Here is a 16,989-nt window from a genome sequence, read left to right on the forward strand (position 1 = left end):
CCGAGCGGAGTTCCTTAAATCAGCCCCAGCGCCTTGAAAACAAATCCATATTCGAGTGCTACGTCACGTAATCCCTGGTAACGACCACTCATGCCGCCATGGCCAGCGCCCAGCTCGGTCTTGAGCAGCAGCAGGTTATCGTCGGTCTTGGTGTCCCGCAGCCTGGCTACCCACTTGGCGGCTTCCCAATATTGCACGCGGCTGTCGTTGTAGCCGGCGATCACCAGTGTGGCCGGGTAGGCCTGGGCGCTGACGTTTTCGTACGGCGCGTAGGCCTTGATTCGCGCATACACCTCGGGCTCCTCAGGGTTGCCCCATTCGTCGTACTCGGTGATGGTCAGCGGCAGTTCCGGGTCGAGCATGGTGTTGAGCACATCGACGAACGGCACTTCGGCAATCGCCGCCTGGAACAGCTCCGGGCGCTGATTGAGCACCGCGCCGATCAACAGGCCGCCGGCGCTGCCACCGCTGATGGCCAGTTGCTTGGAGGTGGTCAGGCCCTGGGCGATCAGGTGTTCGGCACAGGCGATAAAGTCGCTGAAGGTGTTTTGCTTGTGCTCCTGCTTGCCGGCGCGGTACCAGGCTTCGCCCAGCTCGCCGCCGCCACGTACATGCGCGATGGCAAAGGCCACGCCGCGGTCCAGCAGGCTCAGGCGCGCATGGGAGAACCACGGGTCGAGGCTGTGGCCGTAAGCGCCGTAGCCATACAGGTACAACGGCGTCGGCTTGCCCAACTGGTCGCGCCGCACTACAAGGCTGATGGGCACCTGGGTGCCATCGGCCGACGTCGCCCACAGCCGCTGGCTGACGTAGTCGTCGGCGTTGAACACGCCCAGCACCGGGGTTTCCTTGAGCACCTGTTGCGCGCCGCTGGCCAGCTCCAGCTGACGGACCTGCGCCGGGCGGTTCAGCGCTTCATAGCGCAGGCGGATCTTGTCGCTGACAAATTCCAGGCTGTTTTGCACGTAGAGGCTGTAGGCCGCGTCCGGCAGTTCCACCCGATAGGCGGCCTGGCCTTGGGGGTGAACTTCGATGATCGGCAGGCCGCCGATGCGCAGGCTCAGGGTCATCGCCCGGGCATTAAGGCTCACGCCATCGAGCATCACCGCGTCGTCGTGGGGGATCAGGTTCTGCCAGTCGTCCTGGGTCGGCACGCTTCCAGTGTCGGCGGCCTGGAACAGGGCGAAGTTGATGCCGTCGCGGTTGCTGCGGATAAACCAGGTCCACTGGTCGTCCAGCTTGCCGTGGTCGACGTCGTATTCATGGCCTTCGACCCGTGGCGCCATGCAGGTAAACGCCTGCTGCGGCCGATCGGCATCCAGGGCCCAGATTTCGCTGGTGGTCTTGCTGCCCAGGGCCAGCAGCAACTGGCGCTCGGAGCTTGAGCGATAGCAGTGCAGGAAGAAACGGCCGTCAGGCTCGTGGAACACTTCCTCGGCGGCAGTGCCGTCCAGGCGATAGCGATACAGTTTGTGCGGGCGGTGGGTGTCGTCCAGTTCGCTGAAGAACAGGGTCAGGCTGTCGTTGGCCCAGGTCATGCTGCCGTCGCAGTCTTCAAACTCGAGTTCGCTGACCTTGCCGGTGGACAATTCCTTCACGTAGAGGGTGTAGATCTCTTCGCCGCTGGTGTCCAGGCTGTAGGCCAGGCGCTGGTGGTCCGGGCTGATGCTGAACGCGCCGAGGGAGAAAAAGCCGCCGTTGGCCAATGCGTTCGGGTCCAGCAGCAACTCTTCTGCACTTTCGTCGACCTGTTGGCTGTCATCTGCCGGGCGCGGGCACCGGTAGTGGCGGGCGTACTCGTCGCCGGCGGTGGTGCGGGTGTAATACAGGTACGGGCCCCAGGGCGAGGGCAGGGACAGGTCGGTTTCGAGGATGCGGCCCTTGATCTCGTCGAACAGGGTTTCGCGCAGGGCCTGCTGGTCGGACAATTCTGCTTCTTGCCAGGCATTTTCCGCCTTGAGGTAATCGAGCACCTCGGCGCTGTCGCGCTCTTGCAGCCAGGCGTACGGGTCGGTGCCTGGGGCCTTGCGGGCGATCGGGGCGGCAGTGATGTGGGTCGCTGGGGGCATGGATCACTCTCTGTCTGGCGGTTGGCCGACGGCATTGCAGCCTCGGCACTGAAAAGCCGTTATCATAGCGGCCTGTTTGCCTACCTTGCCATGGACACCATGACCGAGAACGACTATCTGATCGCTTGGGGCCTCTACGCCTTCGCAGCCCTGGGTTGCCTGTTGGTGTGGTTTGCCATGACCCGCTGGATGTGGCGCTGGCTGCGCGAGCCGCTGCGGTTGCTGATGGCGGTGCTGCTGTTCAGCCCGACCATTGTCGACCCGGTGAAGACCCAGTTCGCCCCGGCCGTGGCCATTACCGCCCTGGACCTGGTGCTGAAGGTCGGCAACAACGCCTGGCGGGCGATCTCCGATCTGTTCATGTATTCCATGATCGCGTTCGGCGTGTACCTGGTATTTGTGCTGATTCGCTGGCCCATCGAACGTGCCGCCAGGACCCGCCGTGAGCAGAAGGCCGCCGCTGCGGCAGCCGCTGCCGCCGAGCCGGATGACGACGAACCGTTCGCCGATGAGCGCTACGGTCGTCCTGCCCCTGTCAGCGGTATGCGGGTCGAACCGCGTCTTTAACGTTGTACGCCCTGTATCGAGAAGCCTGGCATGTGTGAATTATTGGGCATGAGTGCCAACGTACCGACCGATATCGTCTTCAGCTTTACCGGGCTGATGCAGCGCGGTGGACGTACCGGCCCCCACCGCGACGGTTGGGGCATCGCCTTCTACGAGGGCCGCGGCCTGCGGTTGTTCCAGGACCCGGCGGCCAGCAGCGAATCGGAAGTCGCGCTGCTGGTGCAGCGTTATCCCATCAAGAGCGAAGTGGTGATTGGCCATATCCGCCAGGCCAATGTCGGCAAGGTGTGCCTGTCCAATACCCACCCGTTTGTGCGTGAACTGTGGGGCCGCAACTGGTGTTTCGCCCATAACGGCCAACTGGCGGACTTCAATCCCCGCGCCACGTTCTACCGCCCGGTGGGCGATACCGATAGCGAAGCGGCATTCTGCGATTTGCTCAACCGCGTCCGTGAAGCCTTCCCGGAGCCGGTGGACATCGAACAGGTGCTGCCCGACCTGATTGCCGCCTGCAGCGAATACCGCAGCAAGGGCGTGTTCAACTGCCTGCTGAGCGACGGTGACTGGCTGTTCTGCTATTGCTCCACCAAACTGGCACAGATCACCCGGCGTGCGCCGTTTGGCCCTGCGCGGTTGAAAGATGTCGACGTGATCGTCGATTTTCAGGCCGAAACCACGCCAAACGACGTGGTCACGGTGATCGCCACCGAACCCCTGACCGAAAACGAGACCTGGACCCGCTACGAACCGGGCCAGTGGAGCCTGTGGCGACGCGGTGAATGCGTCTCCCAAGGTACAACCGAGTAAGGACGCCGAATATGTTGCTCAGCTATTTGCGACTGGTGCTGTTTGCCGTGGGCCTGCTGGTGGGTGTGCAGGTGCCGGGGTTTATCAGCGACTACGCCAAGCGCGTCGAAGCCCATTTGATCGAGGCCCAGACCGGCCTGCGCGGCTTCGATGCCACGGCGCAGCAGTTCTTCAACGGTGACTTGCAGGCGCTGGTGGCTCATTACCGTGCCAGCGACGACCCGGTGTTTCGCAGCGATGCCAACAGCCTGGGGACCTTGCTCGACCGTCAGGTAGCGCTGGATAAGCAATTCCAGGCGATGCAAGGCCCGTGGTACATCCGCGCGCTGCAAGTGGCCGTGGCCGCCGACCCGGCGATTCGCCAGGAAACCTGGAACGGCTACAGCTACATGCTGCTGCTGACCCCGGAAGCCATGGGCTGGGGCCTGGGTGGCGCGATGCTGTTGTCGTTTGGCATCGAATGCCTGTTCCGCCTGATCGACTGGGTGGTGTTGGGCGGCAAGCGCCTGCGCCAGAGCCGGCCGATTGAAGAGCGGGACCTGAAAGGGTTGTAGGACCGGTTACGGTCCGGCCGAGGGTTTGCTCAGCACCATCAAACCCTCGCCGACCTTCTGCGCATACCGCCCCACCACGATCTGGCACAGCGCCACGATTTCCTCCACCAACTCCACCCCGACCCGCCACGACACCACCACCTGCAGGTTCGGCGGGCGTTGTGCCATGGCCAGCAGGGTCATTTCGCCCCGCGCCAACTCTTCCCTGACCAGCACCGGCGGCAACGCGCCAATCCCGAACCCGTCGCGCAGCAAACGGGTAATCGCCGACACCGAATTCACGCAGTTCATCCTGGGCGCAGCCACGCCGTTGGCTTGCATCAGGCTGAGCACGTCCTGGTGCGGGCAGGAGTTTTTCGAGTAGGTGATGATGCGTTCCTGGGCCAGTTCGGCGAGGGAGGCGTAGTTGCGGTTGTGGATCGAGTCGCTGGCGACGATCCAGCCCATGGGGTGGCTGGCCAGTTCCAGGCTGCGCAGGGTTTCCTGGCGCAGCAGGTCGGTTTGCAGGATCAGGTCCAGAAAGCCTTTTTGCAGTTGATCGATGAGGTTGAACGAGGTGTCGGCCACCAGTTCGATCTCCACCCGCGGAAAGCGCTCCATCAACTCGGCCACCAGCGGGCTGAGCCAGGTGTGGATCACCGTGTCCATCACCCCGATGCGGATCCGTCCAACCTGGCTGCTGGTGGTTTCCAGGGACTGCTTCAGCCCTTGCATGGTGGCCATCATCTGCTCGGCGTAATCCAGCACCTTCACCCCTTCCGGGGTCAGGCTCACGCCGCGGGAATCGCGCAGGAACAGCTTCACCCCCAGTTCACTTTCCAGCACCGCGATGCGGCTGGAAATCGACGCCTGGGTGGTGAAGAGCTTTTCGGCGGTGAGGCGAAAGCTCTTGAGCTTGGCCACCCAGACGAAGGTTTCAAGGAACTTCAAATTCATGGGATCAACTTTTTCTTATGCATTGGGGCGGTTTTTATTAGTTGGACGCAGCAGGGGTCGCACGCCAAAAATCGGCTCGTCTCACGATAAGCGTCGTAGGGGCCCAGAACAATACCAATAATATTCACGTGGAGATCCGCCATGAGTGCGCCCGATACCCTGGAGGTGGCCAAGCCCGAACGCCGCGCCGGACCGTTTGACTGGTACCGCAATATCAACCAGCAGGAGCGCCGTACGTTCTGGAGCTGCAAGATCGGTTACGGCCTGGACGGCATGGACACCCAAATGCTCAGCTTTGTGGTCCCGACACTGATTGCGATGTGGGGCATTACCACCGGCCAGGCAGGCCTGATCCACACCAGCACCCTGATCGCCTCGGCGCTGGGCGGCTGGATTGCCGGCATCCTGTCGGACCGCATTGGCCGGGTGCTCACCCTGCAACTGACGGTGCTGTGGTTTGCGGTGTTCACCTTCCTGTGTGGCCTGGCGCAAAGCTACGAGCAGTTGCTGGTGGCGCGTACCTTGATGGGCTTTGGTTTTGGCGGCGAATGGACCGCCGGCGCCGTGCTGATGGGCGAGGTGATTCGCGCCAAGGACCGCGGCAAGGCGGTGGGCATGGTGCAGTCCGGCTGGGCACTGGGCTGGGGCATCACGGCGATTCTTTATGCACTGTTGTACTCCTGGTTGCCCCCGGAAGACGCCTGGCGCGCGCTGTTCATGTTGGGCCTGCTGCCGGCGATCTTCGTGATTTTTGTGCGGCGCCTGGTCAAGGACCCGGAGATTTATCGCCAGGCCAAAGCGAAGGAAGCACCGAGCAACCCGGCGAAGTTCTACGAGATTTTCGCCCCCGGCATGCTCAGCACCACGCTTCGCGCTTCGCTGCTGACCACCGGCGCGCTGGGCGGGTATTACGCCATCACGTCGTGGCTGCCGACCTTTCTGAAGAACGAACGGGGCTTAAGTGTCCTCGGTACCGGCGGTTATCTGGCCATGGTGATCGTGGGTTCCTACGTGGGTTATGTGATCAGTGCCTACATGACGGACCTGCTCGGGCGCAAAAAGAACTTTATTTTGTTCGCCGTGGGCTCCTTCATCATCGTCGTGCTCTACACCCAATTGCAGGTCAGCAACCAGGTCATGCTGTGGCTGGGTTTCCCCCTGGGCTTCTTTGCCTCCGGAATTTTCAGCGGCATGGGCGCGTTTCTCACCGAGCTGTTTCCCACACGGATTCGTGGTTCTGGCCAGGGTTTTTGCTACAACATCGGCCGGGCACTCGCGGCGTTCTTCCCACTGCTGATTGGCCTGTTGAGCCAGAAGGTGCCCCTGAGCATGGGCATTGGCGGGTTTGCGGCGGTGTCCTACGGCGTGGTGATCCTGGCGGCGCTGAGCCTGCCGGAAACCCGTGGCAAGCAGCTTGAAGCACAGTAACCTGAACGTTGCGGGATCTTGAAGAAAGGTCCCACACTAGAAAAATATAAAGACTACAGGAGCCCTCACCGTGAGCCGCCTGCTATTGAACTGCGACATCGGCGAAAGCTTTGGCAACTGGACCTTGGGTCTGGACGCCGAGGTCATGCCGTTCATTGATTGCGCCAACGTTGCCTGCGGCTTCCACGCCGGCGACCCGAGCATCATGCGCAAGACCGTCAGCCTGGCCTTCCAGCATGGCGTGCAGGTGGGTGCGCACCCGGCGTACCAGGATTTGCAGGGTTTCGGCCGCCGCTCGATGGCCTACACCCCGCAGGAAATCCAGGACCTGTTGCACTACCAGATCGGTGCCCTCGACGGCATTTGCCGGGCCCAGGGCGGGCGTGTCAGCTACGTCAAACCCCATGGCGCGATGTACAACGACATGATGGCCAAGCCGGCCCAATTGCGCGCAGTGATCCAGGCCGTGGCGGCCTACGATGCCAGCCTGCCCTTGATGCTGATGGCCACGCGCGACAACAGCTCCGCCCAGGCCCTGGGTGACGAATATGGCGTGACCCTGTGGTTCGAAGCGTTCGCTGACCGGGCCTACGACAGCGCCGGCCATCTGGTCTCCCGCCAGTTGCCGGGCGCGGTGCACCACGATCCGGAAAAGATCATCCAGCAAGCCCTGATCATCGCTCGCGGTGAGCACCTGGTCGCCAGCGACGGCAGCCCGTTACATCTGCAGGCCAATACCTTGTGTGTGCATGGCGATAACGCCAGCTCGGTGGCCGCCGTGCAGCGCATCCGCGCGGCGTTGAACCCAGCATGAAGTCACGGATTGAAGTAGTGGCCATCGACTGCCTGATGGTGCGCCTGTTTGATGTGATCGCCGAAGACAACATGCCCTGGATGCTCGCCGCCACACGGCGGCTGAGGGAAGGGTTTGGCCCTGCGCTGGTGGACCTGGTGCCGTCCTACACGACCCTGATGGTGCACTACGACCTGTTGGCGCTGGACCCGGGCCAGGCCCGGGCGTTGATCGATCAGGCGCTTGAGGAATTGCAGCCAGAGCCCAAGGGCAGCGGGCAATGCCATGTGTTGCCGGTTTGGTATGACCTGAGTGTCGGCCCCGAGCTGACGTTGCTCGCGCAGCGCAGTGGCCTGGCGGTGGAGGAGGTGATTCGTCGCCACAGCCAGCACGAGTACCAGGTGTTCGCCTTGGGCTTCGCCCCGGGGTTTGCCTTTATGGGGCTGGTGGATGAACAGCTCGCCACGCCACGCCTCAACACGCCACGCAAGCGAGTAGCGGCCGGCAGCGTGGGGATCGCCGAGCGGCAGACGGCGGCCTATCCGGTGGTATCGCCGGGCGGCTGGAACCTGATCGGCCGCACGCCGGCCAAGCTGTTTGACCGCGAGCGCGACGGCTACAGCCTGATGCAGCCGGGGGACACCGTGCGGTACGAAGCCGTCAGCCACAGCGAATTCATCCACCTGGGTGGCGATGACACGCCGTTGGAGGCGCAGGCATGAGCCGCTTGATGATCGAGGCCAGCACACCGCTGTGCCTGTTGCAGGACGCCGGACGCTTTGGCGTAAGGCATTTGGGCGTAACCCAGGGCGGTGCGCTGGATTGGGTATCAATGTCGTGGGCCAATTGGTTGCTGGGCAATGCCCTGGACGCGCCGGTGGTGGAAATCACCCTGGGCGGCTTTACGGTACAGGCCGAGGGCTATTGCCTGCTGGCGCTGGCCGGGGCGGACCTGGGCGCTTATGTCGATGAGCGCGCCATCAGCCCGGGGCGCAGCTTTATTCTGCAAAAAGGCCAGCGTTTGCGTTTTACCCAACCCTTCAGTGGTGCGCGGGCTTACCTGGCCGCGCCGGGCGGGTTTGATGCGCCGCAGGTGCTGGGCAGTTGCGCCACGGTGGGGCGTGAGGAACTGGGCGGGCTGGATGGTTTTGGCCGGGCGCTGGCGGAAGGTGCGCAGCTGACGTATTCAGGCACGGGCGGTGCAATGCGGGAGTTGTCCGCCGGGCAGTTGCCGAAACTGGACGCGAAGGCGCCACTGGAGGTGATCCTCGGGGCACAGATTGGCCAGTTTGGCGGGCAGAGTCTGTTTGATGTGTTCAACAGCGAGTGGACCCTCGACAGCCGCGCCGATCGCATGGGCATGCGCTTGCTGGGCACGCCGTTGCAGTACCAGGGCCGTCGCTGATCTCGGAAGGCATACCGCTGGGCGCGATCCAGGTGCCGCCGGACGGGCAGCCGATCGTGTTGCTCAATGATCGGCAGACCATTGGCGGCTACCCACGATTGGGCGCGTTGACGCCATTGGCGTTGGCGCGGCTGGCGCAGTGTTTGCCCGGGGAGAAAGTGCGGTTGGCGCCGGTGGTGCAGGAGACGGCACATCGGCAGCAGGTGGAGTATTTGCGCCGCTTTATGGACCGCTAAAAGCATCGCAGGCAAGCCAGCTCCCACAATTTGGAATGCATTTCCCTGTGGGAGCTGGCTTGCCTGCGATGGCGTCAGTGAGTGCTCCGCCTATTTGGAAAGAAAGCGCATCCCTTCCTCAAGCCCCCGCAACGTCAACGGAAACATCTGGTCCTCGATCAAGTCCCGGACAATCCCGGTGGACGCGGTATAGCCCCAGGTATCTTTTGGATACGGATTAATCCAGATCAGCTTCTTGTACTTCTCCATGAACCGCTGCATCCACACGTACCCGGGTTCTTCGTTCCAGTGCTCGACGCTGCCGCCGGCCTGGGTGATTTCATACGGCGCCATGGCCGCATCGCCGATAAAGATCACTTTGTAGTCGGCGCCGTACTTGTGCAGCAAGTCCTGGGTCGAGGTACGTTCCGAACCCCGGCGCATGTTGTTCTTCCACACCGATTCATAAATGAAGTTGTGGAAGTAGAAGTACTCAGGTGCTTGAACTCGGTCTTGCACGCGGAGAACAGCTCTTCGCAGGTCTTCACATGGGCATCCATCGAGCCGCCGATGTCGAACAGCAACAGCAGCTTGATGGTGTTGCGCCGCTCCGGGCGCATCTGGATATTCAGCAACCCGGCATCGCGCGCCGTATGGTCGATGGTGCCGTCGATGTCGAGCTCTTCCGCCGCACCCTGGCGCGCGAACTTGCGCAGGCGGCGCAGGGCGATCTTGATGTTGCGCGTGCCCAGCTCCACCGAGTCATCGAGGTTCTTGTACTCACGCTGGTCCCAGACCTTGACCGCCTTGCCCTGGCGCTTGCCGGCATCACCCACGCGAATGCCTTCGGGGTTGAAGCCGCCGGAGCCGAACGGGCTGGTGCCGCCGGTGCCGATCCACTTGTTGCCGCCGGCGTGGCGTTCCTTCTGTTCTTCCAGGCGTTTCTTGAATTCTTCAATCAGCTTGTCCAGCCCGCCAAGGGACTGGATTTGCGCGCGTTCCTCGTCGGTCAGCGAGCGTTCGAACTCCTTGCGCAGCCAGTCTTCGGGGATCAGCGCCTGCAGGTGATTGTCGAGTTTTTCCAGGCCATTGAAGTAGGCGCCGAAGGCCCGGTCGAATTTGTCGAAATGCCGTTCGTCCTTCACCAGGATCGCCCGGGCCAAGTAGTAGAACTCGTCCATGTCGGCGAAGGTCACGCGCTGTTTCAGCGCGTTGATCAGGTCCAGCAGCTCGCGCACCGAGACGGGCACCTTGGCTGCACGCATTTCATTGAACAGGTTGAGCAGCATGGCGATCGCCCTTATCGGTTACCGCGACGGCTCATGAACGCCAGGCGTTCCAGCAACTGCACGTCTTGCTCGTTTTTCACCAGGGCACCTGCCAGGGGCGGGATGGCCTTGGTGGGGTCGCGCTCGCGCAGCACCGCTTCGCCGATGTTGTCGGCCATCAGCAGTTTGAGCCAGTCCACCAGTTCGGAGGTGGACGGTTTTTTCTTCAGGCCCGGTACCTTGCGCACGTCGAAGAACACGTCCAGCGCTTCGCTGACCAGGTCTTTCTTGATGTCCGGGTAGTGCACGTCGACGATTTTTTGCAGGGTGGTGCGGTCCGGGAAGGCGATGTAGTGGAAGAAGCAGCGGCGCAGGAAAGCGTCCGGCAGCTCTTTTTCGTTGTTGGAGGTAATGATGATGATCGGGCGCTTCTTGGCCTTGATGGTCTCGTCGATTTCGTAGACGTAGAACTCCATCTTGTCGAGTTCTTGCAGCAGGTCGTTGGGGAATTCGATGTCGGCCTTGTCGATTTCGTCGATCAGCAGAATCACCCGCTCCTCGGACTCGAAAGCCTCCCAGAGCTTGCCCTTTTTCAGGTAGTTGCGAACGTCATGCACCTTGTCCACGCCCAGTTGCGAGTCCCGCAGGCGGCTCACCGCGTCGTACTCGTAGAGGCCTTGGTGGGCCTTGGTGGTGGACTTGATGTGCCAGGTGATCAGCTTGGCGCCAAAGGATTCGGCCAGTTGCTCGGCGAGCATGGTCTTGCCGGTGCCCGGTTCGCCCTTGACCAGCAGCGGCCGCTCCAGCGTGATGGCGGCGTTGACGGCCAGTTTCAGGTCATCGGTGGCAACGTAGGCCTGGGTGCCTTCGAACTTCATCTATCAATCCTCGAACGTGACGCCGAACGGTCCGGGACCGAAGCGGGCGAGTAATCAGCTTTGCCCGACTATACCGCGCAGCCCCGGCGACTGTGAACGCAGACGGGCTATTCAGTCTCTGAATGGGCAGTCACGTCTGACATCAATTTGCCGAAGGCTTGGGCTGCTCATAGCGGGCGTTGAAGGCCTGGACAAAACCATTGCGCAAAATCTGCAAAAACGCCTGGAACGCGCTGATATCTTGCTGGTGAACGTTGCCGCTCAGCTCTACGCGGGTGGCAAACTGGTTTTTGTTCTGGTTTTTCAGCACGGTCTCGCTGGCGCCAACCACCGCCTCCCAGATTGAACGGAAGATGCCCTTGTCCTTGTTCTCTACGTCCTGTTGCCAGTTGAACACTTCGACATTGCGCAGCAGCGGCTTGATGTAGCCCGTCAGTTGGCCCTTTTCGGCCTGCGCCTCGACCACCAGGTCGCCGGTGCCCGCATTGAAGTCGAACTTGCCGTAGGCCGAGGCGAAGTCATTCATGCGCTTGAGCTCGATATCCCGGGCCCGGAAGCGGAATTCGAAGTTTTCGAAATTGCTCAAGGGGTCGAACGTGGCGCTGGCTTCCAGCGGTGCCTGGCCCAGGAACAGCGCCTTGCCGTCGAAGCGTGCGTCGCGCTGGCCTTTGACGTCCACCACGTTGGTCAGGTTATAGAAGCTGGCATTGACATGGGTAGCGTACAGATTGACCGGTGGTTTCGAGCTGAAGTTATGGAAGGCGATCTTTCCGTCATCGATGCGCACCTCGTTGAGGGTGATCGGCAACAGTTTGCCCAGCTGTGCCCGCCAGTCGGTGCCCTGACCGGTCTGGGACGCCTGTTTGTTGGTGCCACCGTCGACGAAGTTCAGCTCCGGCTTGATGAACTGTGCCTCGGCCACGACTGCATGGTCGTACCACAGCGAATGCCAGCTGACCGACAGGTCGATCACCGGCGCCTTGACGAACGGTACCGGCACCTTGCCGTCGACCTTGACGATCTGCAAACCATTGATTCGATAGGCGCCGCGCCACAACGCGAGGTCGACATCGGTGACCTGGCCGCGGTAGTCGCCCATGTCGGCGAGTTTGTCATTCAGGTAATTGCGCACCAGATAGGGCAGGGCGATATCCAGGACGACCAGCAGTACCACGATCCCGACGAGGGTCCAGAGCGGCCAACTGTAGCGACGTTTCATAGGAAATTTCTCCATCCGTGTAGGCGATTGACTGCTGGCGCCGCCGGACGTTCGCTTGACTGGACGCCTCGCAACACGAGGCATACCCTTGGGGCCTTCCTGAAATTGCCTTAAGGACCCGTCATGAGCCGCATTTTTGCAGACAACGCGCACTCCATCGGTAACACGCCCCTGGTTCAGATCAACCGCATCGCCCCGCGTGGCGTGACCATCCTGGCCAAGATCGAAGGGCGTAACCCGGGGTATTCGGTGAAGTGCCGGATTGGCGCAAACATGATCTGGGACGCCGAAGGCAGCGGCAAACTCAAGCCCGGCATGACCATTGTCGAACCGACTTCCGGCAACACCGGTATCGGCCTGGCGTTTGTCGCCGCCGCCCGTGGTTACAAGCTGTTGCTGACCATGCCCGCTTCCATGAGCATCGAGCGCCGCAAGGTGCTCAAGGCCCTCGGCGCCGAACTGGTGCTGACCGAGCCGGCCAAGGGCATGAAGGGCGCGATCGAAAAAGCCGGCGAAATCCTCGCCAGCGACCCGGCCAAGTACTTTATGCCGGCCCAGTTCGAAAACCCGGCCAACCCGGCGATCCACGAGAAAACCACCGGTCCGGAAATCTGGAATGACACTGATGGCGCCGTGGACGTGCTGGTGGCAGGCGTAGGCACCGGCGGCACCATCACCGGGGTGTCGCGCTACATCAAGAACATCCAGGGCAAGCCGATCCTGTCGGTGGCGGTGGAACCCATCAGCTCGCCGGTGATTACCCAAGCGCTGGCCGGTGAAGAGATCAAGCCCAGCCCCCACAAGATCCAGGGCATCGGCGCCGGTTTTGTGCCGAAGAACCTCGACCTGTCGATGGTCGACCGGGTCGAACTGGTCAGCGACGAAGAGTCCAAGGCCATGGCGTTGCGCTTGATGCAGGAGGAGGGGATTCTGTGCGGTATCTCCTGCGGCGCGGCGATGGCCGTGGCGGTGCGCCTGGCGGAGAAGCCGGAAATGCAGGGCAAGACCATCGTCGTGGTGCTGCCGGACTCCGGCGAACGCTACCTGTCGAGCATGTTGTTCGCCGATTTGTTCACCGATCAGGAAAACCAGGCTTGATTCAAATCAGCGCGATGGCGTGGCCCTTATGCATAATTGGCCCGTTATCGCGCACCGCTAGATGCTGATTGTTGGAGTGCGCGGGTTTTTCCCGAGGCCCGGAGTGTTTATCATGGCCGGCTGCTACGTCTGGTTTCCCCATGCCGGGAGGCTAATCGCCAGACGCCTATTTCCAGGAGTTGCTGCATGACCTTTTCTTTGGCCGCCAAACTGTCGGTGTTGCTGCTGTTTATCGGCAGCACGCTGTATGTGCATTTGCGTGGTAAGGCCCGTTTGCCGATGTTGCGTCAGTTCGTCAACCATTCGGCGCTGTTCGCTCCGTACAACGCCTTGATGTACCTCTTCTCTGCCGTGCCGTCCAAGCCGTACCTGGACCGCAGCAAGTTCCCGGAGCTGGACGTGCTCAAGGACAACTGGGAAGTGATTCGCGAAGAGGCCATGCACCTGTTCGACGAGGGCTACATCCGCGCGGCCGAGAAGAACAACGACGCCGGTTTTGGCTCGTTCTTCAAGAAGGGCTGGAAGCGTTTCTACCTCAAGTGGTACGACAAACCGTTGCCATCGGCTGAACTGCTGTGCCCGAAAACCGTGGCCCTGGTCAGCAGCATTCCCAACGTCAAGGGCGCGATGTTTGCGCTGTTGCCCGGTGGCAGCCACCTCAACCCGCATCGCGATCCGTTTGCCGGTTCCCTGCGTTATCACCTGGGGCTGTCCACGCCCAACTCCGACGACTGCCGCATCTTCGTCGACGGCCAGGTATACGCCTGGCGTGACGGTGAAGACGTGATGTTCGACGAAACCTACGTGCACTGGGTGAAGAACGAGACCGAGCACACCCGGGTGATCCTGTTCTGCGACATCGAACGCCCGCTGAGCAGCCGCCTGATGACCCGCATCAACCGTTGGGTCAGCGCCCAACTGGGCCGCGCTACCGCGCCACAGAACCTGGATGATGAACGCGTTGGCGGGATCAACCAGGCGTATGCCTGGAGCAAGCGCTTCAGTGACGGCTTCAGTGGTGTGGTCAAGCAGTGGAAGCGCAAGCATCCGAAGGCTTATCGCATCCTGCGGCCGGTACTGGCGGTGGTGGTGCTGACGGCGTTGGGGTATTGGTTGTTTGGTTAAGGTTGTTGCAGGCAAAAAAACCGCTCGGATGAGCGGTTTTTTTATGCTTCTGATTTGTCTGGGCTCCCAGCCAAAAGGCTGGGTTCTTCAACGCTGACTGTCAGGGCTGCACTGAGAAAACGCCGTTGGTTAGCTGTAAGTGTTGGGGCCCTGAGCTCTTTTATTACCTTCGATGACGCTTTCTGGGTGACGGAGTTTTTAGAAACTGCTCCCATATTAGCCTCCACTATTGATCATTAATTGAGCATGTTTGCGATGCTATGCCTTCTCTACTGCTATGTTTCAGGGCTTCGTACCACTGCCGGGTAGAGGCTTTCGCAAGGTGCAGCGCCGTGGAGCGGTATAGCTGATATCGCAGAGTGTCGCGTTTTTTTGGCATGGGTCATCATGAGTTGAAAGCCCCCCTGATCCGGAGCGGATTGGTTTTTTCCAAGGCTAGTGGTGTTGACTCAAGCTGTCCTTACTGGCCTTTTGGCGAAGTCATTGCAAAGCATGTCCCCGGCTGGTTATAGTCGACCACCGGTGTTTTCAGACACCGTATTCATCCCTTCAAAAAAGATCAGCACATGCCAGCTTCCTTGCGCATAGCGGTAGTCGATTCAGCGGTCAACGCTGCGGTCGTGCCGTGCGGGAGCCAGCAGCCTGCGCAGATCAGTCACTACCCCCCACCTGTCAGTAGCACGCCGGTGTACGCAGTCGTATCACCGCCGGGTGTTGGCATTTCGGGCTGATCAGCTGATTGCTGTTCCCCTGTGCCCGCCTGAAAAAACCTACTGAATTTCAGCGTTTGCTGAGTTGGCTTTTTGCCTGATCACAGGTGGTATCCATGTCTGTTCTTTCGAAACAATCCGTGGCCGCGGCGGCCTCGACGAGCCTGTTTGTCTTGCTGTGGAGCAGCGGGGCGATTTTCTCCAAATGGGGCCTGGCCCACGCGTCTCCCTTTGCGTTTCTGCTGATCCGTTTTGCAATCGCCCTGGCGGGGTTGGTGATTCTGGTACCGGTCCTCAAGTTGAAGTTGCCGCGCCCCGGCAAGCCGATGCTCTACGCGGCAGCCACCGGCCTGGTGCTGTTGGGGGCTTACCAGATTTTCTATCTGCTGGCCCTGGACCTCAAAGTGACGCCGGGCATGATGGCGACCATCATGGGCGTGCAACCGATCCTGACCGTGGTGCTGATGGAGCGTCAGCGCTCCTGGAGCCGGATGTTCGGCCTGGCGCTGGGGTTGGCGGGGTTGATCATGGTGGTGTATCAGGGCATCGGTATGTCCGGTATGTCCCTGGCGGGCATGCTCTTCGGCCTGCTGGCCCTGGCCAGCATGACCTTCGGCTCGATCATGCAGAAGCGCATCACCGATAACCCGTTGGGCACACTGCCGGTGCAGTACCTGGCGGGCCTGGTGTTGTGCTCGGTGTTTGTGCCGTTCCAGCCGTTTCACTTTGAACACAGCACTGGCTTTTTCGTACCGGTGCTGTGGATGGGGCTGGTGGTGTCACTGCTGGCGACGCTGTTGCTGTACCGGCTGATCGCCCGGGGCAATCTGGTGAATGTCACCAGCCTGTTCTACCTGGTGCCCGCGGTGACGGCGGTGATGGACTACCTGATCTTCGGCAACCGGCTGGCAATGCTGAGCCTGCTGGGGATGGGGTTGATCATTGTCGGGTTGGCTTTTGTGTTTCGTAAGGGCTGACCTACCCACGCTGTAGGAGCCGAAAAGCTCCTACAGCTTCCTGGCCAATTTCCCTGGCCGAAGCACCAGCCACAACGCCCCCGCAATCAACAACCCGCCATACAGATGTGCCATCGACAACGGCTCATCCAGCAGCAACGCGCCCCACAACACGCCGAACGGCGGAATCATGAAGGTCACGGTCATCGACTTCACCGGGCCAATGGACGTCAGCAAACGGAAGTACAGGATGTAGGCAAACGCTGTGCACACCAGCCCCAGCCCCAGCAGCGACAACCACACAGGCCAACCGCCCCAACTGACCGGTGGATGGCTGATGGCACTCCAGGCAAACAGCGGCAGCAGAAACAGCGTGGCCCCGAGCATGCTGCCCAAGGCGGCCAGGCGACTGTCCAGGCCACCCCGTTGATCGAGCCAGCGCCGTGCCAAAAAGCCGGCAAAGCCATAACAGGTGGTCGCCAGCAGGCACGCCAGCGCGCCCATCAGCAACTCCATGTCGAACGCCACCGGCCCTGCGCGGGTCAGGATGCCAACGCCGAACAAACCCAGGCACACCCCGGCGATTTTCGACGGTGTGAGGCGCTCACTGAAAAACAGCCCGCCAATCAGCACGCCCATCAACGGCGTCGTGGCATTGAAGATCGCCGAGTAACCCGCCGGCAGCACCTGGGCTGCCACCGAATACATGGTGGCGGGAATGCCCGAATTGATCACGCCCAGCAACAGAACCGTCTTGAACTTGCCCTGGAAATCCCAGCTCACCCGCATCATGGCGAGGATCACCAGCAGCCCGGTGGCGGCAATCGACACCCGGAAAAAAGCCGTAGGAAGGGTGCCGATTTCCGGCGCGATAATCCGCATGAACAGAAAGCTTGCGCCCCAGATAGCGGCCAGCACCAACAGGTGCAGGGTGTCGACAGGTCTCACGGGAAAACTCCTG

General features: G+C 61.3%; 14 protein-coding genes and 2 pseudogenes. 10 read left to right on the plus strand and 6 right to left on the minus strand.

Annotated features, from left to right (window positions below):
- Positions 1–14: 14 nt before the first annotated feature.
- Positions 15–2,069: a S9 family peptidase gene (locus JFV30_RS04185; RefSeq protein ID WP_201122078.1), complete on the minus strand. Its 2,055-nt coding sequence runs from the start codon at positions 2,067–2,069 to the stop codon at positions 15–17.
- A 21-nt stretch (positions 2,070–2,090) separates the two neighbouring features.
- On the opposite strand from JFV30_RS04185, the gene JFV30_RS04190 reads away from it, so the two are divergent.
- Genes JFV30_RS04190 through JFV30_RS04200 form a run of 3 tightly spaced genes read left to right on the plus strand, consistent with a single transcriptional unit; the run spans position 2,091 to position 3,997 of the window.
- Complete coding sequence (locus JFV30_RS04190) at positions 2,091–2,636, plus strand: MFS transporter (protein ID WP_201122080.1); 546 nt, start codon at positions 2,091–2,093, stop codon at positions 2,634–2,636.
- A gap of 30 nt (positions 2,637–2,666) precedes the next feature.
- Positions 2,667–3,443 (plus strand): class II glutamine amidotransferase, encoded by a 777-nt coding sequence (locus tag JFV30_RS04195; RefSeq protein ID WP_010176522.1) that lies wholly within the window; start codon positions 2,667–2,669, stop codon positions 3,441–3,443.
- An 11-nt stretch (positions 3,444–3,454) separates the two neighbouring features.
- A complete protein-coding gene (locus JFV30_RS04200) occupies positions 3,455–3,997 on the plus strand; it encodes a DUF2937 family protein (protein WP_003210684.1) in 543 nt (180 codons plus the stop codon).
- A gap of 6 nt (positions 3,998–4,003) precedes the next feature.
- Here JFV30_RS04200 and JFV30_RS04205 read toward each other — a convergent pair whose 3' ends face one another.
- Positions 4,004–4,933 (minus strand): LysR family transcriptional regulator, encoded by a 930-nt coding sequence (locus JFV30_RS04205; RefSeq protein WP_201122082.1) that lies wholly within the window; start codon positions 4,931–4,933, stop codon positions 4,004–4,006.
- 141 nt (positions 4,934–5,074) lie between these two features.
- Here JFV30_RS04205 and JFV30_RS04210 point away from each other — a divergent pair, with 141 nt between their 5' ends.
- The 4 genes and pseudogenes from JFV30_RS04210 to JFV30_RS04225 all read left to right on the plus strand — a co-directional run bounded on the left by JFV30_RS04210 (position 5,075) and on the right by JFV30_RS04225 (position 8,795).
- Positions 5,075–6,361, plus strand: a complete 1,287-nt coding sequence (locus JFV30_RS04210; protein ID WP_010176520.1) for an MFS transporter — start codon at positions 5,075–5,077, stop codon at positions 6,359–6,361.
- A 70-nt stretch (positions 6,362–6,431) separates the two neighbouring features.
- The gene (locus JFV30_RS04215) at positions 6,432–7,175 is read left to right on the plus strand and encodes a 5-oxoprolinase subunit PxpA (RefSeq protein ID WP_201122084.1); all 744 of its coding nucleotides are present in this window, start codon (positions 6,432–6,434) and stop codon (positions 7,173–7,175) included.
- Positions 7,172–7,876, plus strand: coding sequence for a 5-oxoprolinase subunit PxpB (gene pxpB / locus JFV30_RS04220; RefSeq protein ID WP_201122085.1), 705 nt, complete (start codon positions 7,172–7,174; stop codon positions 7,874–7,876). The genes JFV30_RS04215 and pxpB overlap by 4 nt, the downstream gene beginning before the upstream one ends.
- A 110-nt stretch (positions 7,877–7,986) precedes the next feature.
- Positions 7,987–8,795 (plus strand): annotated as a pseudogene (locus JFV30_RS04225) (5-oxoprolinase subunit C family protein).
- A 90-nt stretch (positions 8,796–8,885) separates the two neighbouring features.
- On the opposite strand, the pseudogene JFV30_RS04230 reads toward JFV30_RS04225, so the two are convergent.
- The 3 genes and pseudogenes from JFV30_RS04230 to JFV30_RS04240 form a co-directional block, all read right to left on the minus strand.
- A pseudogene (locus tag JFV30_RS04230) lies at positions 8,886–10,063 on the minus strand (vWA domain-containing protein).
- Positions 10,064–10,074: 11 nt separating this feature from the next.
- A complete protein-coding gene (locus JFV30_RS04235; protein WP_003210690.1) occupies positions 10,075–10,920 on the minus strand; it encodes an AAA family ATPase in 846 nt (281 codons plus the stop codon).
- Positions 10,921–11,062: 142 nt separating this feature from the next.
- A complete protein-coding gene (locus tag JFV30_RS04240; RefSeq protein WP_201122088.1) occupies positions 11,063–12,139 on the minus strand; it encodes a DUF748 domain-containing protein in 1,077 nt (358 codons plus the stop codon).
- Positions 12,140–12,262: 123 nt separating this feature from the next.
- On the opposite strand from JFV30_RS04240, the gene cysK reads away from it, so the two are divergent.
- The 3 genes from cysK (at position 12,263) to JFV30_RS04255 (ending at position 16,049) form a co-directional block, all read left to right on the plus strand.
- Entirely contained in the window at positions 12,263–13,237 is a 975-nt protein-coding gene (gene cysK, locus JFV30_RS04245; protein ID WP_010176514.1) for a cysteine synthase A, read from the plus strand.
- A gap of 186 nt (positions 13,238–13,423) precedes the next feature.
- Entirely contained in the window at positions 13,424–14,362 is a 939-nt protein-coding gene (locus JFV30_RS04250) for an aspartyl/asparaginyl beta-hydroxylase domain-containing protein (RefSeq protein WP_010176513.1), read from the plus strand.
- 826 nt (positions 14,363–15,188) lie between these two features.
- Complete coding sequence (locus tag JFV30_RS04255; RefSeq protein ID WP_010176511.1) at positions 15,189–16,049, plus strand: DMT family transporter; 861 nt, start codon at positions 15,189–15,191, stop codon at positions 16,047–16,049.
- A gap of 30 nt (positions 16,050–16,079) precedes the next feature.
- Here the strand turns inward: JFV30_RS04255 and JFV30_RS04260 are convergent, their stop codons facing one another.
- Positions 16,080–16,976 carry a DMT family transporter gene (locus JFV30_RS04260; RefSeq protein WP_169387354.1) on the minus strand — a complete coding sequence of 299 codons (897 nt, stop codon included), beginning with the start codon at positions 16,974–16,976 and terminating at the stop codon, positions 16,080–16,082.
- Between the last annotated feature and the right edge of the window lie 13 nt (positions 16,977–16,989).

The sequence above is a fragment of the Pseudomonas sp. TH32 genome, assembly GCF_016650855.1.
Classification (GTDB): domain Bacteria; phylum Pseudomonadota; class Gammaproteobacteria; order Pseudomonadales; family Pseudomonadaceae; genus Aquipseudomonas.